21 protein-coding genes are annotated in these 23,045 nt (G+C 45.5%); 15 read left to right on the forward strand and 6 right to left on the reverse strand.

From position 1 onward, the window contains the following. The first annotated feature begins 143 nt into the window (after positions 1-143). The 5 genes from SG35_RS10245 to SG35_RS10265 are packed head-to-tail and all read left to right on the forward strand — an operon-like array spanning position 144 to position 4,946. Complete coding sequence (locus SG35_RS10245) at positions 144-941, forward strand: hypothetical protein (RefSeq protein WP_152646853.1); 798 nt, start codon at positions 144-146, stop codon at positions 939-941. Next, complete coding sequence (locus tag SG35_RS10250; RefSeq protein ID WP_084693039.1) at positions 857-1,693, forward strand: glycosyltransferase family 2 protein; 837 nt, start codon at positions 857-859, stop codon at positions 1,691-1,693. Before SG35_RS10245 ends, SG35_RS10250 begins: the two co-directional genes overlap by 85 nt. A 37-nt stretch (positions 1,694-1,730) precedes the next feature. Then, positions 1,731-2,267, forward strand: a complete 537-nt coding sequence (locus SG35_RS10255) for an HAD family hydrolase (protein ID WP_160298414.1) — start codon at positions 1,731-1,733, stop codon at positions 2,265-2,267. 1 nt (position 2,268) lies between these two features. After that, a complete protein-coding gene (locus SG35_RS10260) occupies positions 2,269-3,096 on the forward strand; it encodes a glycosyltransferase family 2 protein (RefSeq protein ID WP_053043491.1) in 828 nt (275 codons plus the stop codon). A gap of 29 nt (positions 3,097-3,125) precedes the next feature. Continuing rightward, complete coding sequence (locus SG35_RS10265; RefSeq protein ID WP_053043492.1) at positions 3,126-4,946, forward strand: nickel-dependent hydrogenase large subunit; 1,821 nt, start codon at positions 3,126-3,128, stop codon at positions 4,944-4,946. A gap of 7 nt (positions 4,947-4,953) precedes the next feature. Here SG35_RS10265 and SG35_RS10270 read toward each other — a convergent pair whose 3' ends face one another. The 3 genes from SG35_RS10270 to SG35_RS10280 are packed head-to-tail and all read right to left on the reverse strand — an operon-like array spanning position 4,954 to position 9,074. Further along, complete coding sequence (locus SG35_RS10270) at positions 4,954-5,772, reverse strand: response regulator transcription factor (protein WP_236702727.1); 819 nt, start codon at positions 5,770-5,772, stop codon at positions 4,954-4,956. Between the two features lie 60 nt (positions 5,773-5,832). Beyond that, the gene (locus SG35_RS10275; protein ID WP_274055413.1) at positions 5,833-7,404 is read right to left on the reverse strand and encodes a hypothetical protein; all 1,572 of its coding nucleotides are present in this window, start codon (positions 7,402-7,404) and stop codon (positions 5,833-5,835) included. Beyond that, the gene (locus tag SG35_RS10280) at positions 7,401-9,074 is read right to left on the reverse strand and encodes an ATP-binding protein (protein WP_044836271.1); all 1,674 of its coding nucleotides are present in this window, start codon (positions 9,072-9,074) and stop codon (positions 7,401-7,403) included. The genes SG35_RS10275 and SG35_RS10280 overlap by 4 nt, the downstream gene beginning before the upstream one ends. A 296-nt stretch (positions 9,075-9,370) precedes the next feature. Between SG35_RS10280 and SG35_RS10285 the strand changes: the two genes are divergently transcribed. The 5 genes from SG35_RS10285 to SG35_RS10305 all read left to right on the forward strand — a co-directional run bounded on the left by SG35_RS10285 (position 9,371) and on the right by SG35_RS10305 (position 16,521). Then, a complete protein-coding gene (locus tag SG35_RS10285) occupies positions 9,371-11,806 on the forward strand; it encodes a sugar-transfer associated ATP-grasp domain-containing protein (RefSeq protein WP_053043488.1) in 2,436 nt (811 codons plus the stop codon). Next, positions 11,803-13,743, forward strand: a complete 1,941-nt coding sequence (locus tag SG35_RS10290; protein ID WP_044836270.1) for a tetratricopeptide repeat protein — start codon at positions 11,803-11,805, stop codon at positions 13,741-13,743. Before SG35_RS10285 ends, SG35_RS10290 begins: the two co-directional genes overlap by 4 nt. 10 nt (positions 13,744-13,753) lie before the next feature. Beyond that, the gene (locus SG35_RS10295) at positions 13,754-14,890 is read left to right on the forward strand and encodes a TonB-dependent receptor (protein ID WP_044836269.1); all 1,137 of its coding nucleotides are present in this window, start codon (positions 13,754-13,756) and stop codon (positions 14,888-14,890) included. 300 nt (positions 14,891-15,190) lie between these two features. Continuing rightward, complete coding sequence (locus tag SG35_RS10300; RefSeq protein ID WP_044836268.1) at positions 15,191-15,637, forward strand: Hsp20/alpha crystallin family protein; 447 nt, start codon at positions 15,191-15,193, stop codon at positions 15,635-15,637. A 194-nt stretch (positions 15,638-15,831) separates the two neighbouring features. Then, positions 15,832-16,521, forward strand: coding sequence for a DUF6058 family natural product biosynthesis protein (locus tag SG35_RS10305; protein ID WP_044836267.1), 690 nt, complete (start codon positions 15,832-15,834; stop codon positions 16,519-16,521). A 30-nt stretch (positions 16,522-16,551) separates the two neighbouring features. Here SG35_RS10305 and SG35_RS10310 read toward each other — a convergent pair whose 3' ends face one another. After that, a complete protein-coding gene (locus SG35_RS10310; protein ID WP_044836266.1) occupies positions 16,552-16,983 on the reverse strand; it encodes an SRPBCC family protein in 432 nt (143 codons plus the stop codon). A 168-nt stretch (positions 16,984-17,151) separates the two neighbouring features. On the opposite strand from SG35_RS10310, the gene SG35_RS10315 reads away from it, so the two are divergent. The 5 genes from SG35_RS10315 to SG35_RS10335 all read left to right on the forward strand — a co-directional run bounded on the left by SG35_RS10315 (position 17,152) and on the right by SG35_RS10335 (position 22,007). Continuing rightward, on the forward strand, positions 17,152-17,514 hold the full coding sequence (locus tag SG35_RS10315) for an ArsR/SmtB family transcription factor (RefSeq protein ID WP_044836265.1): 363 nt from the start codon (positions 17,152-17,154) through the stop codon (positions 17,512-17,514). Further along, positions 17,511-17,948, forward strand: a complete 438-nt coding sequence (locus tag SG35_RS10320; protein ID WP_053043487.1) for an SRPBCC family protein — start codon at positions 17,511-17,513, stop codon at positions 17,946-17,948. The genes SG35_RS10315 and SG35_RS10320 overlap by 4 nt, the downstream gene beginning before the upstream one ends. Before the next feature lie 118 nt (positions 17,949-18,066). Beyond that, positions 18,067-19,143, forward strand: coding sequence for a succinylglutamate desuccinylase (gene astE, locus SG35_RS10325; RefSeq protein WP_044836264.1), 1,077 nt, complete (start codon positions 18,067-18,069; stop codon positions 19,141-19,143). Between the two features lie 201 nt (positions 19,144-19,344). Next, positions 19,345-20,358 (forward strand): AraC family transcriptional regulator, encoded by a 1,014-nt coding sequence (locus SG35_RS10330; protein ID WP_044836263.1) that lies wholly within the window; start codon positions 19,345-19,347, stop codon positions 20,356-20,358. A 278-nt stretch (positions 20,359-20,636) separates the two neighbouring features. Then, positions 20,637-22,007 carry a cytochrome-c peroxidase gene (locus SG35_RS10335; protein ID WP_053043486.1) on the forward strand — a complete coding sequence of 457 codons (1,371 nt, stop codon included), beginning with the start codon at positions 20,637-20,639 and terminating at the stop codon, positions 22,005-22,007. Positions 22,008-22,136: 129 nt separating this feature from the next. On the opposite strand, the gene SG35_RS10340 is transcribed toward SG35_RS10335, so the two are convergent. Continuing rightward, the gene (locus SG35_RS10340; RefSeq protein WP_160298409.1) at positions 22,137-22,301 is read right to left on the reverse strand and encodes a hypothetical protein; all 165 of its coding nucleotides are present in this window, start codon (positions 22,299-22,301) and stop codon (positions 22,137-22,139) included. Positions 22,302-22,416: 115 nt separating this feature from the next. Next, the gene (locus tag SG35_RS10345) at positions 22,417-22,905 is read right to left on the reverse strand and encodes an energy transducer TonB (RefSeq protein WP_044836262.1); all 489 of its coding nucleotides are present in this window, start codon (positions 22,903-22,905) and stop codon (positions 22,417-22,419) included. Positions 22,906-23,045: the final 140 nt, after the last annotated feature.

The raw sequence follows: 23,045 nt of genomic DNA on the forward strand, positions 1-23,045 counted from the left end.
AGGTAATAAAAATGTCCAAAATTGACAATATTCTCATTTATCACTGGCAAGCTTGGCGGGGCTTTTTAATTAGTCATATGGTTGCCGATTATTGCCATATAGAAGCCCAATACCATGATGATATCAGCCGGATAGAAAAATTTTTGACTCCCAATATCCAGGCGGTTTTATTGCAAATTAATTTATCGCACTCAGCTCTTTATCCGAAAAAGCGCCGGCAGCTTATTGAGGCATTCCAAGCCCGGGGGATAGTGGTGTTGAACAAGGATATTGATGATATCAGAAAAGACAATTTACATAATATGCTGGCAAAAGCCGGGCTGAGCTCTGCCAAAGCAAGTCGGGAGGGGGATCCGGACCAGCTTTTATTTGTCAAATCCAGGTTGAACTGGGGAGGCGGAACCGAATTACGCTTACCAATAAAGCTGCAACAAAAATTTATAGACCGCAAAACAGCACTTATTCAAAGTTGGGATCGATATTATACAATAACACGCGCTCAGGTCAGTGAGGACTTATGGGCTGATAGCAGTGTTGTGATAGAAAACTTTCTTGAAAATTCTGACAATAGTTTTTATCGGGTTTATGGTTTTGGTCATTCTCTGGTGCTGGTTAAAGGCCACAGTAATATGTTGATAAAAAAACTTATCGAACACCCGAGTGATCAAAATTATCATTTCAGCAAAACACAGATCCTCGAAGAAGAAACAAGCTTGCCGGTAAAGCTGCAAGAGACGATAAAGAAATTCATCAGTTTTTACCCAATGGATTATTATTGTCTTGATATTCTTCATGATGACAAAGAATATTTTATCGCTGATTTAAACCTAACCCCCTATGCAGGCATGCAGCTACAATGCAAAGCAGCGGTGGAATTTTTATGCCAAGGTATGGCGGATCAACTCAAGGAACAATTACAGCAGGAGTTATTAACAACATGAAGATCCTATCAGTTTTAATTGCGGCTTTTGATGCGAAAAATTGGCTCGCAGATTGTCTCGATTCTGTTTTTTCACAAGAGCTGCCACCGGGCTGGCAAATCCAAGTGTTGTTAGGTGTGGATGGTTGTGATGAAACTTTAAAGTGTGCCTGTGCATTCAATTATCCCGAGCTCACCATAATTCATTTAACAAAAAATCAGGGCACTTACGTTACCTTCAATACCCTGATGCGCTACGCCAAAGGTGAGTTGATATGCCGTTTTGATGCCGACGATGTGATGAAACCTGGGTATTTTACTGAGCAAATTCCTTTATTGGAAACCCGATATGATGTGACAAGAACCTGGAGTATCTATAGCGATGAAGCGCTGCAGCCGACTTCTCATGTGTTGGCACATAAATTTTATCACCCGGAAGGAGGACTAAACAGGCGTCCTGCTGACGGACAGTTTATTGCCAGACGAGAAGTGATGGAAACCCTTGGAGGTTTCAGGGCCTGGCGCTGTGGAGCAGATACTGAGTTTTTTAAACGCTCCAGAATAGCGGGTTATCGTACCGGTGTTGTCGAACAGTTTTTATATTTGCGCCGTATCCATAAAAATTCTTTAACCGCGCATCCAGACACTAACTTTTCTTCGTCCTTAAGATTATCCCTGGAAAAAAAGGTAAAAGATTTTGAACAGCAATATCGTAAAGGTCAGCTTAGTTTAAAGGTTGAAGCAGAGTATGCAAATGCCCATGTTGTACTGTAATAAAGCGGTGAGCAAGGATGAGCGTGCCTCATTGATCTTGGATATTGATGAGACATTATTACATGCCTCTACTTACCCATTGGCACAAGCTTATGATTATAAAGCAGAGCGAACCTGGATTTACAAGCGCCCCTATGTTGATGAGTTATTACAGTATTGTGCTCAGTTTTTTCGTCTGGCGGTATGGACAAGTGCCAGGGCCAGCTATGCGGGAGAAATTTTCAGTCAGGTATTTCCCTATCTAACGCCTGAATTTATTTATAGTGAAAAGCATTGTTTAACGGGGACTGCTCCTGATGGTAGTGAACATTCTCTTAAACCCCTTGGCATACTTGAGCAACAAGGCTTTGACCTTAGACGTGTATTAATGGTTGACGATAGTCCGGAAAAACTTGCCCTTAACCCGGGGAATTTGATCTTAATCGAACCTTTTTATCCAAAAATAATTTCCGGTCATGATGATATTGAATTGAAAAAGTTAAAAAATTATCTTGCCCTTATCAGGAATACCGAGGATTTTTTATCGATTAAAAAATCATTAAACCTAACCGATAACCGGCAAAGGGTTGTTTGATATGTATTCTGTGATTATTCCTACTTTTAATCGTTGTGCCCTGCTTAAGCAAGCCATTGACAGTGTTTTGCTGCAACAAGTCAGGCAAATTGAAATTATTGTCGTCGATGATGGCTCGACCGATGATACCGCTTTGATGTTGGCAGAAAAATATCCGAAAGTGCGTTATTTTTATCAAGAAAATAAGGGACCCGGCGCGGCGAGAAATAAAGGCATCTTGCAAAGCAAGGGCGATTATATCGCCTTGCTGGACTCGGATGATATTTGGCTAGAGAATAAAATAAATCATGAAATGAAGCTGTTTCAGCAATTCCCCGAGGCTGAAATGCTTGCTGGCAATGCCAGTGGTTTTCTTGAGGGAGAGCTGCGCCGAGCCGATATATTTTCCCAGCGTAAAATAAACTTCCCGCAAAAAAAGCCGCGCTTCTTTGAATGGTCATTGCCAATTATGAAACTGGGACCGGTTTGTAATACCAGTACTATGACCTTTAAGCGAGCGACACTGGAGAAAATGGGGTCGACAATATTTGATGAAAGTCTGCGTTTTGATGAAGACTGGGATCTTGAATTTCGCCTTTTTGCTCAGTTTAAGGCATTGCTCTATCCAGAGGTAAATTGTCATGTACATATTTTCAATGACCAGACACGTCTGTTTTATAGTGCCCAGGGGCAAGAGAAAACGAATGAAGAGTGGCGTAACATTTGGCAGCAACAAATACTAATCATCAACCGCTATCTGAATAAGCTGTATTGGGATATGAATATTGCTAAAGGCTTTGAGCTGCGCATAGAGCAGCTAGGTCAGCTCTTGAAAGACGCTGGTGGTTAACTCACTACATTGAAAATACGGAGAAGGTTATGGGAACGGAAGAGGCAACAAGCTCTGAGGTGAAGGCAGCAGGGGTAAGCCCTGAACTAATGGGTCTGATTGGTGAGAGAAAGCGGGCAGAACTTTCCCCGTCTCTCGACGTTAGCAAGCGCTTTGGCGGTAGTCTTGCCGTTTATTGCCGCACTGATATAAAAAATAAAACCGTGCTGGAAGCTGCAACCATGAGCACGCCGTTTAAAGGCTATGAATCTCTGCTTCCAGGGCGAGACCTCCAGGATGTCGGCCGGGTAAGTTCTATGGCCTCAGGGATTTGTGGCGGTGTGCATGCAACCGCATCAGCACTTTGTTTGGAAATGGCGTTAGCATTAACACCACCCGCATTGGGTATCGTCCTGCGTAATTTATTACTTAGCTGCCAGTATTTAAATGACAACTGTATGCATCTGTTTGTCTTGGCTGGCCCCGATTATTCCCAACAAGTGATTGAAAACACCAACCCCGAAATATGGCAACGAGCGAGGCAAGCATCCAGTCGCTCTAGTCACATTCATGGATATAAAACCGTCGCTGATATTATGTTGGCACTCAACAGGGGGCAAGGTAACCTGTATAAACAAGCGATGAAAATGACTTCGTTGGCTCGCCAAGCTTATACCTTACTCGGTGGAAAATACCCTCACTCGGAATCAATTATTCCTGGCGGAGTGAGCATTAATATTAGTTCAGAGCAGCTCAATCAATTTAAAGTCCTGATACAATCTTTTGCGGAGTACAGTCAGCAGAGTGCTGCGATTTGGGATGATATTTTCGACTTTATGTTAGAGGTTGAGCCTCAATACGAAGAGATGGGCAAGAGTGCTGTTGCTTTACTCGACTTTGGTCAGTGGGATCATCCCGAACACTACGATGCCAGTTATAAAAACTGTGATCACTGGGGGCAAAAACGTTGGTCCACGCCGGCAGCCATTATTGATGGCAAGTTAGTTTGCGAAAGGCTAAGTAAATTGAATGCTGGTATGGAAGAGTTTCTGGATTACTCCTTCCAAACACGTGCATCGCTATCAAAAGAAGAGTTAATTAAACAAGACCCATTAGGAAATCCGATAAGTGCATTTCATCCATGGAATAAAAAAATACAAGCGACAAAAAAAATAAACCCTCAAGCCTACAGTTGGGGCTCAAGTTTAACTTGGCAAGGCAGAGGATTTGAAGTTGGTGCTTATTCCCGTTTGTACCTCACCGCACTTGCACAAAAAATACCGCATAGCCAATATTTAACGGCAACAGGAGTTAGTTTAGATTTTGCTTTGCCCACGGCTAAGTCATCAACATTAGCATTTCAATGGAAAATACCTAAAGTATGGAATGCTTTTGAACGCAACCGTGCACGTGCCTATGCTTTAGCCTTTAGTTTTTCAGTGATACAAGAAAACATAGATATTGCGCAAAAACTAATAAGTAGTGGCGAAACGCAAACCCATGTGCCGATAAAAAATAATGGCGTAGAAGGGCGGCAACTTGGTGTGGGGTTGTGGGGGGCTAGTCGAGGTTTTTTAGCACATTGGGCTGTATTAGACGACAAGGTTATTGATAATTATCAAATAGCGATACCTTCAAGAATTAATGTTGGTACCCGCACATCGAAAAATGAACTTTCGCCACTGGAAAAGGCATTAATAAATACGCCGATCATCGAAAGTCGATTTAACGATATAGAAGAATTTAAAGGTATTGATATACAGCGCACTATTCAGAGTTTTGATCCCTGTATGCGTTGTAGCGCCCATATTTCGATAGAGGGGCGCGACCTTATCATTAACCGTGATATCGATACTGACTTCCCATTTTGAATTCAATTTATCTTATCAGAAGGTATCCCTTGCCGCGGATGGTTTTGATGATAGCGGCAGCCTCATCCGATAATTTGTGTCTTAGCTGAGAAATAATGATATCAATGAAGCGGCTGACCCCGTCGTATTCATAACCTTTGATTTGTTCAAATAAAAAGTTTCTTGAGACGATTTCACCGGCATGCTGGGCCAGGATCAATAACAGTTCATATTCCGGGGTACTTAAATTGAGCTCTGTTTCCTGGAAATAGACGATTCGGTTGGCAACATGAATGCTGATATCACCGGCGGTGAGCATGTCCCGGGCTGAAATGGCGGCTTCATTGTTTGTATCGGCTATTTGGCTTTCGGCGTTGGTATTTTTTTGCTGAGCACTTTTAAATTCAATTTCTTCAATACGGCGTAATAAGGCCCGGATGCGCGCCAGCAGTATTCTTGGCTCTATCGGTTTTTTGACATAATCATCGGCGCCTAACTCCAGGCCGACTACTTGATCTATGGCTTCATCGGATGCGGTCAGCATCAATAATGGTCCCGGATATTGGCTTCTGACCGCCCGGCATATGCTAAAGCCGTCTCTTCCGGGTAAATTAAGGTCGAGAATCACCAGGGCGGGTTGTTTATTGATAATTTCATCGACGGCATCTAAGCCATTGTCGATGATATTGGTGGAAAATCCTTGAGCATTTAAGTATTCACTCACCAGCAATGCCAGGTCCTGATCGTCTTCCACCACTAATATTTGTTTTTTTTCGCTCATAAAGTGTCCAAGGTAATATTGATGCTTTAATGTTGAGACATTGGCAATGCTCAATAAATAAAACATTAATTTCCCTGAATTTTTACCTTTAAAGGCGAATATAGCAAGCAGATATTACTTTTCTTGCTAGGGTTCATCCTCCCCGAACTCTCCATCATTGAAGTCTTCTTCGAATTCTTCTTCTGTGAAGTCTTCCTCGAAATCCTCTTCTTCTTCGAATTCCTCTTCCTCGAATTCTTCTTCCTCAGGCTCTTCTTCTTCGAATACCTCTTCCTCGAACTCTTCTTCCTCAGGCTCTTCTTCTTCGAATCCCTCTTCCTCGAACTCTTCTTCCTCAGGTTCCTCTTCTTCGAATACCTCTTCCTCGAATTCTTCTTCCTCAGGTTCTTCTTCTTCGAATTCCTCTTCCTCGAACTCTTCTTCCTCTGGTTCCTCTTCTTCGAATACCTCTTCCTCGAACTCTTCTTCCTCGAACTCTTCTTCCTCGAATTCCTCTTCCTCGAACTCTTCTTCCTCAGGCTCTTCTTCTTCGAATTCCTCTTCCTCGAACTCTTCTTCCTCGAATTCCTCTTCCTCGAACTCTTCTTCCTCTAACTCCTCTTCCTCGAATTCCTCTTCCTCGAATTCCTCTTCCTCGAATTCTTCTTCCTCGAATTCTTCTTCCTCGAATTCCTCTTCCTCGAATTCTTCTTCCTCGAATTCCTCTTCTTCGAATTCCTCTTCTTCAAACTCTTCTTCTTCGAAATCACCTTCTTCAAAGTCGTCTTCGTCTAAGTCGTCTTCGTCTAAATCGTCTTCGTCTAAGTCGCCTTCGTCTAAGTCGTCTTCGTCTAAGTCGTCTTCGTCTAAGTCGTCTTCGTCTAAGTCGTCTTCGTCTAAGTCGCCTTCGTCTAAGTCGCCTTCGTCTATGTCGCCTTCGTCTAAGTCGCCTTCGTCTAAGTCGCCTTCTTCAAAGTCGTCTTCGTCTAAGTCGCCTTCGTCTAAGTCGCCTTCGTCTAAGTCGCCTTCGTCTAAGTCGCCTTCGTCTAAGTCGTCTTCGTCTAAGTCGCCTTCGTCTAAGTCGCCTTCGTCTAAGTCGCCTTCGTCTAAGTCGCCTTCGTCGAAATCGTCTTCGTCTAAGTCGTCTTCGTCTAAGTCGCCTTCTTCAAAGTCGTCTTCGTCGAAATCCTCTTCTTCATCTTCGTAGAACTCTTCCTCTTCGAGCTCTTCGTTAGATAAATCTTCTTCGAATTCTTCCTCTATAAATTCGTCTTCTTCAAATTCATTTTCCTCTTCCTCGAATTCGTCTTCTTCAAATTCATTTTCTTCAAATTCATCTTTATCGAGTTCAGCCTCTTCGTTAGATAAATCTTCTTCGAGTTCTTCCTCCTCTTCGGATTCTTCGTCAGAAGCATCATCAACCGCCGAACTGCTCTCAAGAAAGATAATTTCATTAAGATAATCTGTCTCTAAACTGAGTTCTTCATCTTCAACATCAGGTTCTTCACCAGTATCTTCGTCAGGCTTATCATCTATCGGGTAAGTTCCTCCCTCGGAGGAGTCGCCAGATTCTATGGCAATGAGTTCATTCAGCAGATCCAGCTCACTGATCATGTCCTGCTCGTTAGCCATAGCAACGTTATAGCTAAAAAGAGCAGTAAACAAACAGGCAATAGCTGTTTTGTTATACTTTAGTTCGACTTTTGTCGAAGTCCTCATTCCGGCTTCTCCATCGAGCCTTGAGCTAAAGCGCTTTCTGCTAAGTCACTTTCAGGTAAGCTTGCCTCAGGTAGAGTGTTTAAAGAGGAAGATGCCGGTTCACTGGCAGGCAAGTGTTCGCCGCATAAACAATGGAATTTAAAGTTCGCACCTCCTAAGGGGCTGCTCTCAACCCAGACTTTTGCCTGGTTCAGCAGGGCTATGCGTGACACTATTGCCAGGCCTAAGCCGTAGCCCTTTATTTTCTTATTGCGGCTGCTGTCGAGGCGGGTAAAAGGTTCAAAAATCCGTTCCCTGTCTGCCTGGGGGATACCGGCGCCATCATCACCGACGCTGATGCAGAATCCCTGCTCGGTTTGTTCCAGGGTAATATCAACACGGCTATTGGCATGTTTGCCGGCATTACTGATCAGGTTCTGTAACAGCCGATCAATATCATCGGCGTGGCAATAGCCGGTAAGATTGACTTGTTTTTTAAGGGTAAAGTCGATGTGGGAATAGGGCAGTTTTGCCAAATCCAGTACCGAGGTCAGCAGTTCATCAATATTGACCAGGCTGCGCTTATAGTCAGCAGGGTCAATATCAAGCTTATACAGGCACAGCATCTCGTCAATCAGGGCTTCTAACTGGTCGATATCCCGGCTGATGCCGGCAACTTTTTCATCCAGTTGCGATTTCACCGCTTCGCTGCTGTCAGCCTGTTCTACTTCGTCACAGGCATCGGACAGTATTTGCAATCTAAAGCGGATCCTGGCTATCGGTGTGCGCAATTCGTGAGAAACAGCCTGGGTAATTTCTTTTTGATGCTGCAATAATTGTTCAATCCGGCTGGCCATTTCATTGACTTTAATACCCAGCTGGGTGATGACATCGTTGCCTTTGATCGGTACCCGATTTTTGATTTTTTTCGGACCGAATTCGCCGACGATATGATTAACGACATTCAGGCGGTATTCCAGACGATACACCAGGAAGTAGACCACCAGAGAGGTGATCAGCAGGCAGATGGAGATCAGGATCACCAGCAATTGTGTGGTCAGCGGCTCAAACTTATTGATCACGCCGACATGGAGAATTTTGTCTTGTTTGGTTTTTACATAAACCGAATAACCGGCATCCTGGCTTAGCGAACTGACTACCACTTCCCCTTTATTGAGGCGAATTTGCTGCTGGGAATCGAGATTAAGTTCACGCTTATTGATAAAGGAGATAGGGAAAGAAAACAGCGTTTGCAGCTTCTGTAACTCCTGCTCTTGGTTACCGTCTTTTACCCGGGCCAATTCGTTGAGGATCAGCAGGGCAATGGCGCGCAACTGCTGCTCGCCGATGTGATCTAAGGCAATAGAAATTTCCTGGTTTAAGTGGGTCATGGCAATATTGAGTTTACCTTCCCCGGCTATGGTTAACTGCCAGGGCTCTCCCGCCACTTTATTTAAGGTGGAAATAGACGGATTAAGGCCGGTCATTTTTCCTACCAGGGATAACCAGCGCTCTTTGTTTTTGTCCTGCTGCCTGTTATAACCTTCTGAGATCAGCACCAGGCTGCCTTGCAGCACCGATTGGCTATAAGAGGATAAACGGCTTTGCAAATTCAGCTGGTAGGTAGCATAAACCCCCGCAATAGACACCAGGATGGCAAGAAAAATACCGCTATAAATACGAACAAACATAAATCCGGAACACCTTCAAAAAATGAAATTAACAAGCCGGCCCAAAGTCCATGGAATAGCTGTTAGTAGGATACCAGAACTACTGTATCCTAATCGCCTTTTTTCTGCAAAAAGCCAGGGATCAAACGGGTGTCATTTCCTTTATTTTTCCTTACTTCAGGGGGAAAAGTGCGGTATTTGCCAACAAGTTCCTACATAGCGAAACAAAACCATAACAATAGTCTCACTGAGTAAAGGGGTCATTTTACCGATAATAAAGCCTGTGTTTTTTACTTGGCAGACCTTTTGAAATGAGCATGAGATCACTGACCCGGGCGGGCAAGGTTTTAACGGCAGAAAAACTCCTTATTTTCAGTGCCGTTTTCTGTTTTTGCATTTTGTATTATCAGGGAGATAAGCGTGCCGGTTGGGTAACGCCTACCACGCTTTATAGTTATGATCTTTCCATGGCCTTTAAATCTGCGGCACAAGGGGTAAAGGTCTCCACTTATTTACCGCAAACCAGCGCACGGCAGCAGATTATCAGTGAATCTGTCGATGCTCCCCATATGGACCTTTTCCGCACTTACTCCATTGCCGGACAACTGGGAGTCTGGCAAGGGGAAGGACAGGCAGACAGCATTCATTATCAGGCGAAAATAAAAACCACGCCGGTTAAATACAACTTATTGCCAGACAGTGAAGTTGAGCGCAATCTGGATGAAAACTACAGCGACTATTTACAGGAAACCGCGGCAATCGCGGTGAACCATCCTGAGATTGATGCCCTGTGGCAAGAGATCAAACCGAAAAATGCCAACAACCTGCAACAATCCTTGCAGGCGGTGTACGATTATACTTCCGAGCTGGAGACGCTCCCCTTTAAAGGCACCACCAGTTCATTAACCGCGTTAAGACTTGGCGCCGCCAGTTGTAACGGTAAAAGCCGCTTGTTTGTTTCCCTGGTACGTGGTTTAGGCATACCCGCCCGATTGGTGGGAGGCGTAGTGCTAAATGAAGTGAAAAAGCGCACTTCCCATCAGTGGGTAGAAGTGTTTGTCCAGGGCTACTGGATCCCCTTTGACCCCACCAATGGCTACTTTGCCGAGCTGCCCGGCCATTACCTGGAGCTGTATCGGGGAGATCAGTCGCTGTTTAAGCATACCGCCAATATTCAGTTTGACTATCAATTTTCGAGCGCTGAAAATCGGGTTGCCCCCGGCCTGTATTTCAATAGTTATGAGCAAGGTAGCAATACCATCAATCTGGCGAAACTATTTAAGCCTTTTCATTTAAGCGAGCAAACCATAGCGATCTTTTTATTATTTCCGCTGTGCGCCCTGATCACGACTTTTTTCAGAAACCTGGTGGGGGTGCAAACTTTTGGCGTTTTTGTGCCTATGCTGGTGGCGATCACTTGTACCTATAGCGGTTTGCTGAGCGGCTTGCTGGGTGTTTTGCTGGTGGTGTTGGTGGCATATGCTTCCCTGATCGTGTTGGAAAAAGCCCGGTTGCTGGTGATCTCCCGCCTGGCGGCCACCATGACCATTATTACCATTTTTGTCTTGCTGGTGTTTTATTTCCTCCCCGGCAGGCATGCCATCAATACCGGTGCTTTTGCCCTTTTTCCCGTGGTGATCATTAGTTTTATTGCCGAAAAACTGACCCAGCTCAGCAGCGAGCGGGACTGGCAGGGATTATTGTCCCGCTCGGCAGGTACTTTGGTGGTGATAGCCGTGTGTTATGCGTTTTTGCAATCCATTTATCTGCAAAGCATTTTTACCCTCTACCCCGAAGCCCTGCTGATTGTCCTGGCGCTGCAAATCGGTATTGGCCGCTGGAACGGTATTCGCTTAAGTGAGTTGATCCGTTTCAATCGCCTGCTGAAAAAGGATCAAGCGGTGATCGGTATTAATGAACGTAACCGGGAAATTGTTTACCGGTTGAATAATGCCAAAGACCTGCTGCTGGCGGCAGATAAGTTAAAAACCAAGCAGCTGTTGGCACAGCATAATATCGCCGTTCCCGGTACCGTGTTTTCCTGCCAGTCTCACAGCCAGGTTGACCAGCTCGATGCGGTATTGGCCCAGCACGATGAGTTTGTGATCAAGCCCAATTGCGGTAGTCAGGGCAACGGCATCGTAGTGATCACCGCACGGGAAGGGGAGACTTTTATTTCTGCCGGCGGTAAATGCTGGACCGTTCGGATGATTAAAGATCATGTCAGCGATATTATCAGCGGCAGCTTTTCCCAGCATGGCGAGCAGGACATTGCCTATATCGAACCCCTGATCAAACAAGACAACCGACTGCAAACCCTGGCATCGGGGGGCCTGGCAGATATTCGCGTGATTGTCGCCAATAAAGTGGTTATTGCCGCCATGCTGCGCCTGCCGACGGCGAAATCCCAGGGGAAAGCAAATTTACACCAGGGAGCCATAGGCGCCAGTGTCTGCCTGGAAACCGGTAAATTAACCCATGCCAGTTTGCAGGGGAAAAGCTTGATCCATCATCCGGATACCGGGGTCGTGCTGGCGGGCTTTGCTGTGCCTTACTGGCCGGAGATTTTAGAGATGAGCCGCGCCTGTGCCCATGCCATGCCGCTCGGTTATTTAGGGGTGGACATCTGTATTGACCAGCAACTGGGGCCGCAGGTTTTGGAAGTTAACGGCCGGCCCGGATTAGAAATACAGAATGTGCAGCAAAAAAGCTTAACCCGTGAACACTTTTATCCTTTGGTGGAACCCGTATGAAAAATGCCATTTTACCCAGTGTGATCTTTTTGAGTGCCGCCTGCGGACTCTTTTACCTGGAATATCAATCACAGCATAGCCGCGAAGTGGCACAAATTGTTTCGGTGGCGGCGATAGAAAAGGAAAGTTTTGAGTCGGTCAGCAGCAATGAACCTGTGTCTGCGTTGCATCAGGGAGCGAAGGAACAGGCATCTTTGGCTGATAAAGAGACTACCGCGAAAGCGCAGGAATTTTCCTGGTTGAAGGGCATAAGTTCGCCAGCCGAACTTTATGCCAGCAAGCCGTGGCAAGTATTGACGCAGGCAAAGCAGCAACTGGCCCGGCTGATGCTGGCCAAAGAGGCGATAATAAATAAAAACCCTGTGCTGGCACTTGAAATGCTGACCGAGGTACCGATAAAAGCATTGCATAACATTAACGGCGGCTTCTATCTCGCGCTGGCCTATGCCCGCACCGGAGATAAAGCGCAAGCGATCACTGCTTATCAAAGTGTGCTTGAACATGATCCCTCTCATCAGGGAGCAGCAATAAATCTAGGTTTGTTGTTTAAAGAGCAACAGGACTATAAGCAGGCTATCGGGGTATTGGAGCATGCGGTTAAGATCAGCCGGGGTACTAAACTGGCAAAAGCCCATGCGATACTGGCAGCATGTCTTTATCAGCAAGCGCATTATCAAAGGGCTTTAGGCCATTACCAAACTTCGATTGAATACCGTCCCGATCACCCGGGGACCTGGCTGGGGCTGGCAAAAACTCAGGAAAAATTGCATTTGCCCTATCAGCAAGTGTTCACCACGTTTACCAGAACGGCAAAATTAAATGCCAAACATTATAAGCCGTGGGCCGAGTTAGGACGGTTTCAGCTGGAAAACCTCGACTTTGCCGGTGCCATCACCTCATTGAATAAAGCGCTGGAGCTATCGCCCTTTAACCTCAGTGCCATCCGCTCGCTGGCATGGGCGACATTTGAAGCAGGGCAAGAGAAAAAAACGCAGCAATTGTGGCGCTATCTGGCCAAGAATGAAAAAATCAAAGCCCGGCGTAAACTGGCCCGGCATATGTTAGTGCTGCTCTTCGAGGATAATGAGGCCGGTGCTGTGGTCCTGGCAGACCTTGAGCAAGCCTTGCTGGCCAAGTCACTCAAGGCCAGCTTACGGCCACAATATGCTTATGCCTGGTATTTAGCTCAGCTGATAACCACAGATCCCGGACAGACGATGCCACAGCGGGAACTGCTTTTAGGGTTTGAAGAGAAGCAGCAGGGGCCTGAGCACATCGACCGTTTTCGTTTCCGTCAGCTCTACCATTTAGCGCTGCAACAGGAAAAGCGTCAGGAATTTCAGCAGGCACTGGCAACTTTAGATCGGCTGCAACAAAGCAACTTGTATGCTTATCCGCTATTGAACAAACTCAGCCGTTTGCACTACGGCTTGGGACAGTTATCCCTGGCTAACCAGTATGCCGAACAGGCACTGGCCTATACACCCAATGACCGGGCGCTGCTGCTGCATAAGATCACACTGGATATCGATCGCGGACATTTTAAACCGGCGCAAAAAAGGCTGAATAAGTTAACCCTTTCAGGGGATGAGGAGAGTGAAGTTATAGCCTTGTATGCTAAACTAGCCTGGCAACAAAGGGATTGGCAGAATGCCTTAACATATTACCGGCAATTATTAACGTTAGAGCTGGACAACGAAGCGGCTCATTATCGTCTGGCGCAAATTTTTCTGGAAAAAGGGCAAGCGCCAAAGGCTATCGAACATTTAACGACTTTACTGTCGATAAACTCCGGCGCCGTAGATGCACGGTTATTGCTGGCACAAATTCATTGTCAGCAAGATGATTTGACAACATGTCACCGGGAAGCCGGTAGGGTACTGAAACTGGTACCGACAAATGAACAAGCCCAAAACTTGGTTAACAATTTAATTTAAAAGGGAAGATATGAAACAAACTCACTTAATCAGTACGCTAGTGGTAGTTGCGCAAAGTTTAGTGATACCCCTTGCCTATGCCGGTGTTGAAGTCAGTCTGGGAGGCGGTAGCGATAACAATGCCTTCCGCCTTGCCGATAAATTCGATCCGCAGTCGGGGCGTTTTTATAAAACGACTTTCTCCTATCGGGACAAATTTGATAATGGCCTTTATGTCAACCTTAAGGCGACCAAGACCAGCTTTGAATCGAAACTGGAAAATGCCGACAACGACAAACAGGATGTTAAGCTTGGTTTCAGGCATACCTTTGACAATACCAACAAGTTTAACTTTGCTGTTTCGGGCAGCAACTACGATAAAACCTATATCAGCCGGACAACCGGTAAGGTCGGAACATCGGGCGGGAAGGAAATCGAAGACAGATATGATAACCGCTGGTGGCGTTTGCAGTCGGACTATACCTTTAATCTCAATGAACAGCATAGCCTGAACCTGTTTGCCGAGTTGCTTAACAAGAACTATGAAGAGGTTGATGGTTCGGATTCATTATCCAACCTGGATTATAAGCAGCTGGGCACCGGCATACGCTGGTTTTATAAACCTTCGAAAAGCTGGCGCCTGGAGACCTCCTTTCGCTACCGGGATCGCGAATACGATGATAAAAGAGCCCGGGACGATGACGGCAAAAGCATAGAAAACTCCGAGTTAAGTTATGACTATTACCGCCTGCTGCTCTCCGGGGTGTGGAGCATCAATAAGCAGCACCGGTTGGTGTTAAGGGCATACCGGGAAGACCTGGAAGATAATCACAGCGGTTATTACGACCGTGAAACCGTCAATGCCTCTTTGACCTGGCGTTATCGCTGGGATAAAAACAATACCTTCACCACCCGCTTGCAGTACATAGATTACCGTAACGCCAATGATCTCGCCCAAGATGAAAGTGAGCAGGACGAGGATGAAAATGACTCGGTCGATAACCACGGCACGATATTCTCTGTCAATTACCAGCGGCTGTTATGGAAAAACAAGGATTATAAGGTCAATGGTTACGCTAAAACCAGCTGGTATAACTATGACGCGCCAAGGGATATCTATCAATATCAGCGCAGCATTGTTGAAGTTGGCGCGAGTGTGAAGTTTTAACCGCTACTTTTTTGTGCGCGGTTAATGCTTCCGGACCATTAAAAAATGGCCCTGGTACAGGAGATCATTGCTCCTGCGACAGGGCCATTTTTTGTTGTCTGTGTACATGGCTAAATAACCTACATCCTCTTGATCCAGATCAAGTGTTTAAGCTGTCAATCTCCCCTGCAAGGCTATAATTTAATTGCTGTTTAGGAATACTTATGGCGAGGTTTGTCCGGAAAAATTCCGGGCTTACCCGGGGTATTTTTATCATAAGGTTTTGTGGTAATTGTCTTGTGAAAAGAAAGGAGAATGATCATGAACTTAATCAAACGTAAATCTGCATTTCCATCCGTGTTCAGTGATGATTTTGATAGCTTGTTTCAAGGTTTCTTCCGCCCGGTATCAGGCTCAGATGTCGCAGGCAAGAAACATAACATGCCGGCGGTTGATATTGATGAACGCGAAAACAGCTATTTGTTAGTTGCTGAGCTGCCGGGCTTTGATAAAGATGATATCAGTGTTGCTATCCATGACGGACAGCTGAGCATCAAGGCCGAGCACAGTGAAGAAAACGAGGAAAAGCAAAGCAGCGGAAATGTGCTGAAAGAAAGACGTTTCGGCAGTTATTTCAGAAGCTTTAACTTTGGCCAAAGTATTTCCGAGCAGGATATTATGGCCAAATATGACAAAGGGGTGCTGGAATTAACTATTCCCAAATCGCCTATGTCGGAGCAAAAAGCCAAGCAGATTGAAATTCGCTAACCAGGCTTAAAGAAAATTGTGGCTCAAGGCCGACAAACAGAAAACACATTCATTTAACATAATATATAAAAAATACCTTGCTGTTATGTCGCCCTGGGCTGCAACCTTCATCAGTCAGCGCCCATAGTTCGAGCTGTATCGAAGCAAGTTAAATGGTCGGTATTATCCTGTGTTAAAAAACAGGAGTTAACACCATGAAGTTCCAGGCCACTCGCTTGACCGAATATTTAAACGACCATTTCTATACCCGTTCACAATTATTAACCCTGGCAAAGCTCGATGAGAGCAGCTTTGCGCGCTTGCTTGATAAAAAGATCATGCCCGGCGCTTCGTACCGGATGAAAACCACGTTAGCGCTGGACTCATTTTTTGGCGAGCACCGCCAGGAAGAAGAAAGACAATATTATGCCAGGGGCTATTTGAGCTGGTTGCAATACCTGGGTGAGCTGGAGGCTGAAAAAGCAGATGGCCAGGATATAAAGGCAATTGTTTTTGCTGATTTTTGCTCCAGGTATCAAGCAAAGTTGACGGCATTAGCTGCGCAAGGTTTTCACTTGCCAATAATGGCTGACAAGGCCCGGCTGGATGCTTTACTGCTGTCAGAGTGGCAACACTTTCTTAACGGCACCTATGGTTTATGCACCCGCTCGGGATTGCCGGAAGATATTGCCGCTAAGGAGCTGGCGATTGTGATGATCAAAGCCATCGTCGGTGAAGGGCTTGAACTTGACGTTGCAGCGCTGGCGCCCGGGCAAAGTAAACAATTAACCAAGGCGGTAGATTTACTCGACCAGGCGAGCAGTGCATTTGCTCCCCATGAAGTGAAGCGAAGCTCTCGTGAGTTATATATCAACCGGGTGCGGCTGAAATATAAACTCAGCTAAGCGGTGTTGTTCCCGTCACCCGGTATGTTATTAAAGGGTATTGATCTGAATATCATCAGGGAAGGGGTGACCGCTGCCCTGGTCTAAATATTGTTTCAGGCTTAGCATAAACGTCGCCCATTTCATCGAGCACAGTGCATAAAAACCGGACTCATCTTTCCAGTTGAGATGCTGAAAATAAATGGCGGTTTCCCCTTCATCGGCAAGGGTGAATTTTATTTCTGTGCCCAGCCACTCTTCATGACCGGCAATGCATTGCCAGTGTACGCTATGATCTGTCATTGACAGCACTTTCATATCCGGGCCCTGGCCATGAAAGCGAAAAGCTAACGTGCCGCCTTCGCCGGGATCGCCGCTGACATCCCAGGTCCACCATGCCGCCAGGCCTTCAAGGGTATTAAGGGCTGCCATGGCTTTTTCTGTGCTGGCCTTGACGCCTATTTTTAATGCGATATTACTCATGAACTTTCTCCTGATGCATGTATTTATGAGCTTTACCTCTAAATAGTGTAGAGAAAATATACCGGGTTACTATCGAAATGCAGATTATTTTTAAATTTAATTATCCTATTGAATTATAAGGTTAAAATTCTTTGTTGTTTTGTTTTTTATTCGCTATACTTTCCAACTATGGAAACTAACAAACGATTAGATCTGATTTTTTCTGCCTTGGCAGACAGCCGGCGCCGGGAGATGCTGGAGCAGTTGTCCGAGGGCAAGAAATCTGTCGGTGAGCTGGCAGGCTTATTTGATTTAAGCCTGGGGGCAATATCAAAGCATGTTTCCTTGCTGGAAAATGCCGATATTATTTATAAAACCAAGCAGGGACGTACGGTTTATTGCCATATGAATTTTGACATCTGGCAGGAAGTGTCCGCTTATATCAGTATGCAGACCAGTTTCTGGCATAACCGCTTAAATGAGCTTGAAGACTTTTTAGTTAACAAAAAAAGAGCAAAAAGTGCGAGCAATAAAAACAGGGAGTCATCATGAAAGCCGGTGAGTTAGTGATTAAAAAAGTCTTTAACTGTTCTAAAAGGGAATTATTTGATGCCTGGTCCCAGGTGAGCCTGTTGTCAAAATGGTTCTTCGCCGCCCCGCAAAAATATAAAGACTCCAGGGTGAGAAGTAATTTTACCGTTAACGGTGAATATTCACTCACCATGTTTTTTGAAGACGGCTCTGAAGCCTCAATTTGGGGGCATTACCAGGAAATTACCCGCTACTCGGCGATTGTAATGTCCTGGAATTCAACCATCGCCAAAGACAGCCTGGTTGAGCTGGGCTTTAGCGAGCTCTCTGCCAACCGGGCACAATTAATCCTCAGGCATACATTATTTCCCGATGAAGCATCAAGATCGGCCCATCAGCAGGGATGGCTGGCATGTCTGGCGAATCTTGAAAAGCTATTCGGTGAAAGGGAATAATTATTCACAGCCCAGGTGGTTCAAGGCCTCAACAAACCTTCAACAAAAGAATAACACACGATTTTATCATAAATTTCGGGTACACTAATGCGCTTATTTGATCAGGAGAGTATGCCGAATGAAGTCATCGTTACAGCAAGAATTACAAACCACCGGGGATTTTCTCGCTTTAACCCGGGCAAATGAATGGTCAATTGACAGTGCTTTTTCATTTGAAGTGAGCTGCAAAAAAACGCAGGCCAAAAGCAAGGTCAGCGTATTAGATACCGGCATCATCGTTTTTGAACCTTTAGATCATGTTTCCAGTAAAGATATCGTTTTATCCTGTGCGGTACACGGCAATGAAACCGCGCCGATTGAGATTTGTACCGATTTAGTCAAGCAGCTGATTTTAGGTGAACTACACCTGCAAGAGCGAGTATTGTTTTTATTCGGTAACCCGGCAGCGATTAATATCGGCAAACGTTTTGTTGAAGAAAACCTCAACCGTTTATTCTCCGGCGCCCACTCTTTACCCCAGGGGGATGCGTCCGGGCTGATTAACAAAGAGCGTCACCGCGCACTGGCGTTAGAAAATGCCGTGCGGGATTTCTTCACTCAAGGCAGTGATATCTCATCCGAGCGCCAGCGTTACCACTATGACTTGCATACCGCAATTCGCGGTTCAAAAAACGATAAGTTTGCCGTCTATCCGTTCAGGCACGGCCAGCCGTGGAAAAAAGAGCAGCTGCAGTTTATGCTTGCCTGCGGTGTTAATACCATCTTGCTCAGCCATTCGCCGACCACCACCTTCAGCTATTTCTCGTCCAATGAATTCGGCGCCGATGCCTTTACCGTGGAACTGGGGAAAGTCAGGCCTTTTGGTGAAAACGATATGGCCAATTTTGCCGGTGTCACGCAAACCCTGACCCGGTTTATCAGCGGCGAAGATCTGCAGTTAACAGACTACAACAGCGAAGACTTTAGTATTTTTGAAATTTACCAGACCATCAACCGTGAGCAGGAAAACTTTACCCTGCATTTTGCCGATGATGTTGAGAATTTTACCGATTTCCCGCAAGGTTACCTGCTGGCAACCGACGGCGATATCGAGCACAGGGTGAAACAAGCCGGGGAGGCAATTATTTTCCCCAATGCTGCTGTTGCCATTGGCCAGCGGGCGTTGTTAACGGTTATTCCTACCGATATCGATTAATGTCTTCATTGCCTGTTTAGCCTGCTTTTATGTTAAGCAGGCAAGCTGGTTTTCTTCCCCCGGATTACAAGGCTGGTAGTCCAGGGGCTGTTCTTTTTTATATTCTATACCTATCGGTAAAAAATTATTGAAAGAATTTCTGTTGTTTCCATGTCTAGATAAGTTCACAAAAGGTTTAACTTATTTTAGGTATAATGGAATATGCCCGGCAGACAACTTCATTATTTTAACGATCTTGAATTTCCTACCACACATATTGCGATCTTGTATCGCTGGCTGCTGCAGCAGGGTTATCATCAGCAGGAGTTATTGAGGGACTTGCCTCAGCTGCGGGATATAATCAATGATGCCGACGGTAAGCTGGCCTTCTCTGTGCAAAAGCAATTTATGGTCAATGCCATTGAGCTTACCGGCAATGATATGCTCGGTTATGAGCTGGGGCGTTATATCGGCGAACACTCTTTTGGTTTAATGGGTTATGCCGTTAAATGCTCGCCAACATTAGATAAAGCACTGGATACTTTAAGTCGCTATTTTTCTTTGAGAAATAGTTTGTTTGAGCTGAATAAATGTCTTAAAAAAAATGAATGTATCTTAAAGGTGGAGCAGGGGGCTGAGTTTGGTGAAGTCGGCCCGTTTTTGTTCCTGATGTTTATCAGTGCCAATATTACCCTGATAAAAGGCACCGGCGGATATCTTACCTCGGCGGTAAAATCCATCCATTTTAGTTTTCCCCGTCCTAAAAGCTGGAGCAGGGCGCTTTTTCCCAATATCAGGGTGTGTTTTGCTGCCAGGTTCAATGGGATCGTTTTCTATGAACAAGCACTGCATAATCCAATTGTGTCGAATGATCCCGTCAGTTTGCAAAACCTCACCGAATACTTTGACCTTAAACTCTCTGCCAAACCCGGTTGTGATTTTATCGGTCGGGTACGCAAAGCGATTATTCAGCAAGGAAATATGAGCGCGAGTCAAAACGATATTGCTGCGCTGATGGGGCTTTCCCCCCGGACCTTACGCCGTAAGCTGCAGGAATCGGATATCACCTATAAAGAGATCCTCAATGAAGTGCGAACCGATAAAGCTATCAGTTTATTACAAAATGATAAGCTGCGTATTTATCAGGTCAGCGAACAGATGGGTTATACCAATTTATCGAATTTTCGCCGGGCATTTAAAATGTGGACCGGGAAAACCTTTAAAGACTTTAGATAAATGGCCGGGATAATCCCTGCTGTCCTGTCGCATCTGCAGCACTGGCCAAAAAAATCTCCTGATTACCTAAAATGACTCTTATTGGCCTTGAAGGTGTCTATTTTTAGCCGCCCGCCTCACCGATAGTATCTATAGTCAAACGCTTTTGTTTGGCCGGATATGATGATTTTCTCTCGAACCTAATTATAAATAACCAGAGTTTAAAAAGTCTCTCGATTGAAAACTATCGATCATCAAGGAATTGGTGGCACTCACCATTTACATTACAGGAGAAGAATATGATGTTTTCAAAACTAAAAAAATCGACGCTATTTTTTGCCCTGATCACGGGAGCTTCGGTTTCGGGTGCAGCGCAGGCAAATGTTTACAATGTTGATTATTACTTAAGAGCAAAGCTGCAACATCACCAGGTTTTTCCGGTGAATCCCCCGGCAACCCAGCCGGCGGCTTTAGTGGAGTTAGGGCGTAACCTCTTTTTTGAAAAAGAAATTTCCGGGCGACGCAATATGTCCTGCTCTACCTGCCACAGCCCGGTGCTTGGCTCTGCCGATGCCCAAAGCCAGTCCCGGGGGCAGGGGGCGATAGGTTTAGGGCCGAGCAGGCGCAAAAATGGCGATGAATTCTTTCAGTTTTTGCCGCGAAATACCTTAAGTTTATGGAACCGTGGGGTGGCTGGTTGGGATACCATGTTTTGGGATGGCCGTTTAGGCGGTACCCCGGCAACCGGCTTTTTCTCTCCCGCCGGTGCCGATACCCCGCAAAATTTCAGTAATGCCCTGGCGGCATTTTCGATTATTCCGGTAACGCCTGATGAAGAGATGCGGGGTTTTCCCGGTCAGCTAGACGTATTCGGACAGCCGAATGAAATGGCCGGACTCACCAATGACGATTTTGCCCAAATTTGGCCGTTAGTGACCGCGCGGGTTGTTAATAATGACGGTTATAATGACCTGCTCGCCGCAGCTTTTCCCGGCGTTAAGGACGAAGATATCGATATTACCCATATTGCCGAAGCTTTGGGCGCCTTTATGACCGATGAGTTCACCGCCTTAAACTCGCCTTTTGACCGCTACTTAGCCGGTGATAATAATGCCCTTTCAGTAAATGCTAAAAAGGGCGCGTTATTATTTTATGGTCGGGCAAATTGTGCCAGCTGTCACAGCGGCGGCTTGCAAACCGATTTCGACTTCCATAATATCGCTGCGCCCCAGGTAGGCACGGGCAGAGGGGAGGCGGCGCCATTAGACTTAGGGCGTGGTGCCATTACCAATAACCCGGAGGATAACTTTAAGTTCCGTACCCCTTCGCTGCGTAATATTGAATTGGAAGCGCCGTATTTCCATAACGGGGCCTTTGCCAAGTTAGAGGATGCCGTTCGCCACCATCTTGATCCTAAGGCTTCTTTAGCCAGCTACGACGACAGTCAGGTTGAACCCGAGCATGTGGGAACATTCCAGGATGATCTGAGTACAATCTTTAGCTTATGGTCGACAGTCTCCCCCAGACTGACGGTCACGGGTGAGCCGTTAAATGATGATGAAATTGACAATTTGATGGCTTTCTTATCGGCACTTACCGATCCGTCGTCACTGAACATGCTTGATTCGGTGCCGGATAAGCTACCCAGTGGTTTAACGTTGGCAGATTAATGTTGGTAGAGAAGGAGAGCAGCAATAGCGGTAAGTGATTATCGCTGCTGCATTATAATAGAACCCGGGGTTTATGTTATCAGTTAAAGATACCTGCATAGCCGGTATCTTTAGCATTACTGTTAAGAGTTAACCTGGCATACAAGCAAATGGACCATTTGATTCATGAGGATCACAATTTCTAGTGGTGTTGAGACCGCCTGCACCACCCACCTTTTGCGTCATCGCTATAGGCAATACATTTTGATCTTTGGTTAAATTTTTAAGTTTCTTTTTAGTTAATTTAATTTTCATAGATCTCTCCTTGTAAATAGCGGCACTTAATTATGCCAACCCCAAGCTACTATATTTTACCTATAGTGTAAAACTTTTGTTAATTGCAGGTGATAAAAATGATAAGCTTTATTTGTCACTTACCGGGATATGTTCTTGTTACGGTTTTTTTACCAACAACGGGAACGACATCTGCTCCGTTACAGGTTTTGTTGTTGACTAAGGCTGTGATATCACATTGTTTCTCACCCTGTTTCTCAATGCAAAATTCAAAACGGGTACGGGTTTTTACCGGGTTTGCTATGGTGCCCTTTTTCAGCTGTGACCAATTCCAGCGACTTAGGGCCTTTTTGGCCTCCCGGGCAAAATAGCGATTACTTGCCTCTAACACCTGGATATCTTCAACCAGGTTATCCGGGGTGATCACATAAGCTAAGGTGACACAGCCATCTTTATCGGCCTTGGCGCTTTCAAGGGGATATAAAGGCTCAACCCGTTTTAATTGCTGCCATTTCTCGGTCAACAGCTCGGCTTCTGTTAGTGGCAGCTCTGTGTGGCCGGTTGGCGTAGTGTTGCAGCCGGTTAAAACCAATAGGCCGAGAAAAGTTAAAACATGAGGTTTCATAAGCGGACGTCCCTGTAGTGGTGGAAAAAGTTAAATCTTGAAGGTGGATGATTATCCATATAAAACAATGTATTTCAACTACTTATCAGCGATGCTATCAGGTAAGAAAACTATAGTAATACTGAGCCTGGTTGATTTTC

The sequence above is a fragment of the Thalassomonas actiniarum genome (assembly GCF_000948975.2).
Lineage (GTDB): Bacteria > Pseudomonadota > Gammaproteobacteria > Enterobacterales > Alteromonadaceae > Thalassomonas > Thalassomonas actiniarum.

Coding starts and splice junctions, on each gene's coding strand:
- SG35_RS10345 (WP_044836262.1), bottom strand. CDS start 22,905: ATGAAACCTCATGTTTTAACTTTTCTCGGCCTATTGGTTTTAACCGGC.
- SG35_RS10265 (WP_053043492.1), top strand. CDS start 3,126: ATGGGAACGGAAGAGGCAACAAGCTCTGAGGTGAAGGCAGCAGGGGTA.
- SG35_RS10275 (WP_274055413.1), bottom strand. CDS start 7,404: ATGAGGACTTCGACAAAAGTCGAACTAAAGTATAACAAAACAGCTATT.
- SG35_RS10260 (WP_053043491.1), top strand. CDS start 2,269: ATGTATTCTGTGATTATTCCTACTTTTAATCGTTGTGCCCTGCTTAAG.
- SG35_RS10300 (WP_044836268.1), top strand. CDS start 15,191: ATGAACTTAATCAAACGTAAATCTGCATTTCCATCCGTGTTCAGTGAT.
- SG35_RS10330 (WP_044836263.1), top strand. CDS start 19,345: ATGCCCGGCAGACAACTTCATTATTTTAACGATCTTGAATTTCCTACC.
- SG35_RS10310 (WP_044836266.1), bottom strand. CDS start 16,983: ATGAGTAATATCGCATTAAAAATAGGCGTCAAGGCCAGCACAGAAAAA.
- SG35_RS10315 (WP_044836265.1), top strand. CDS start 17,152: ATGGAAACTAACAAACGATTAGATCTGATTTTTTCTGCCTTGGCAGAC.
- SG35_RS10340 (WP_160298409.1), bottom strand. CDS start 22,301: ATGAAAATTAAATTAACTAAAAAGAAACTTAAAAATTTAACCAAAGAT.
- SG35_RS10270 (WP_236702727.1), bottom strand. CDS start 5,772: ATGTTTTATTTATTGAGCATTGCCAATGTCTCAACATTAAAGCATCAA.
- SG35_RS10320 (WP_053043487.1), top strand. CDS start 17,511: ATGAAAGCCGGTGAGTTAGTGATTAAAAAAGTCTTTAACTGTTCTAAA.
- SG35_RS10290 (WP_044836270.1), top strand. CDS start 11,803: ATGAAAAATGCCATTTTACCCAGTGTGATCTTTTTGAGTGCCGCCTGC.
- SG35_RS10295 (WP_044836269.1), top strand. CDS start 13,754: ATGAAACAAACTCACTTAATCAGTACGCTAGTGGTAGTTGCGCAAAGT.
- SG35_RS10250 (WP_084693039.1), top strand. CDS start 857: ATGCAAAGCAGCGGTGGAATTTTTATGCCAAGGTATGGCGGATCAACT.
- SG35_RS10305 (WP_044836267.1), top strand. CDS start 15,832: ATGAAGTTCCAGGCCACTCGCTTGACCGAATATTTAAACGACCATTTC.
- SG35_RS10335 (WP_053043486.1), top strand. CDS start 20,637: ATGATGTTTTCAAAACTAAAAAAATCGACGCTATTTTTTGCCCTGATC.
- SG35_RS10280 (WP_044836271.1), bottom strand. CDS start 9,074: ATGTTTGTTCGTATTTATAGCGGTATTTTTCTTGCCATCCTGGTGTCT.
- astE (WP_044836264.1), top strand. CDS start 18,067: ATGAAGTCATCGTTACAGCAAGAATTACAAACCACCGGGGATTTTCTC.
- SG35_RS10285 (WP_053043488.1), top strand. CDS start 9,371: ATGAGATCACTGACCCGGGCGGGCAAGGTTTTAACGGCAGAAAAACTC.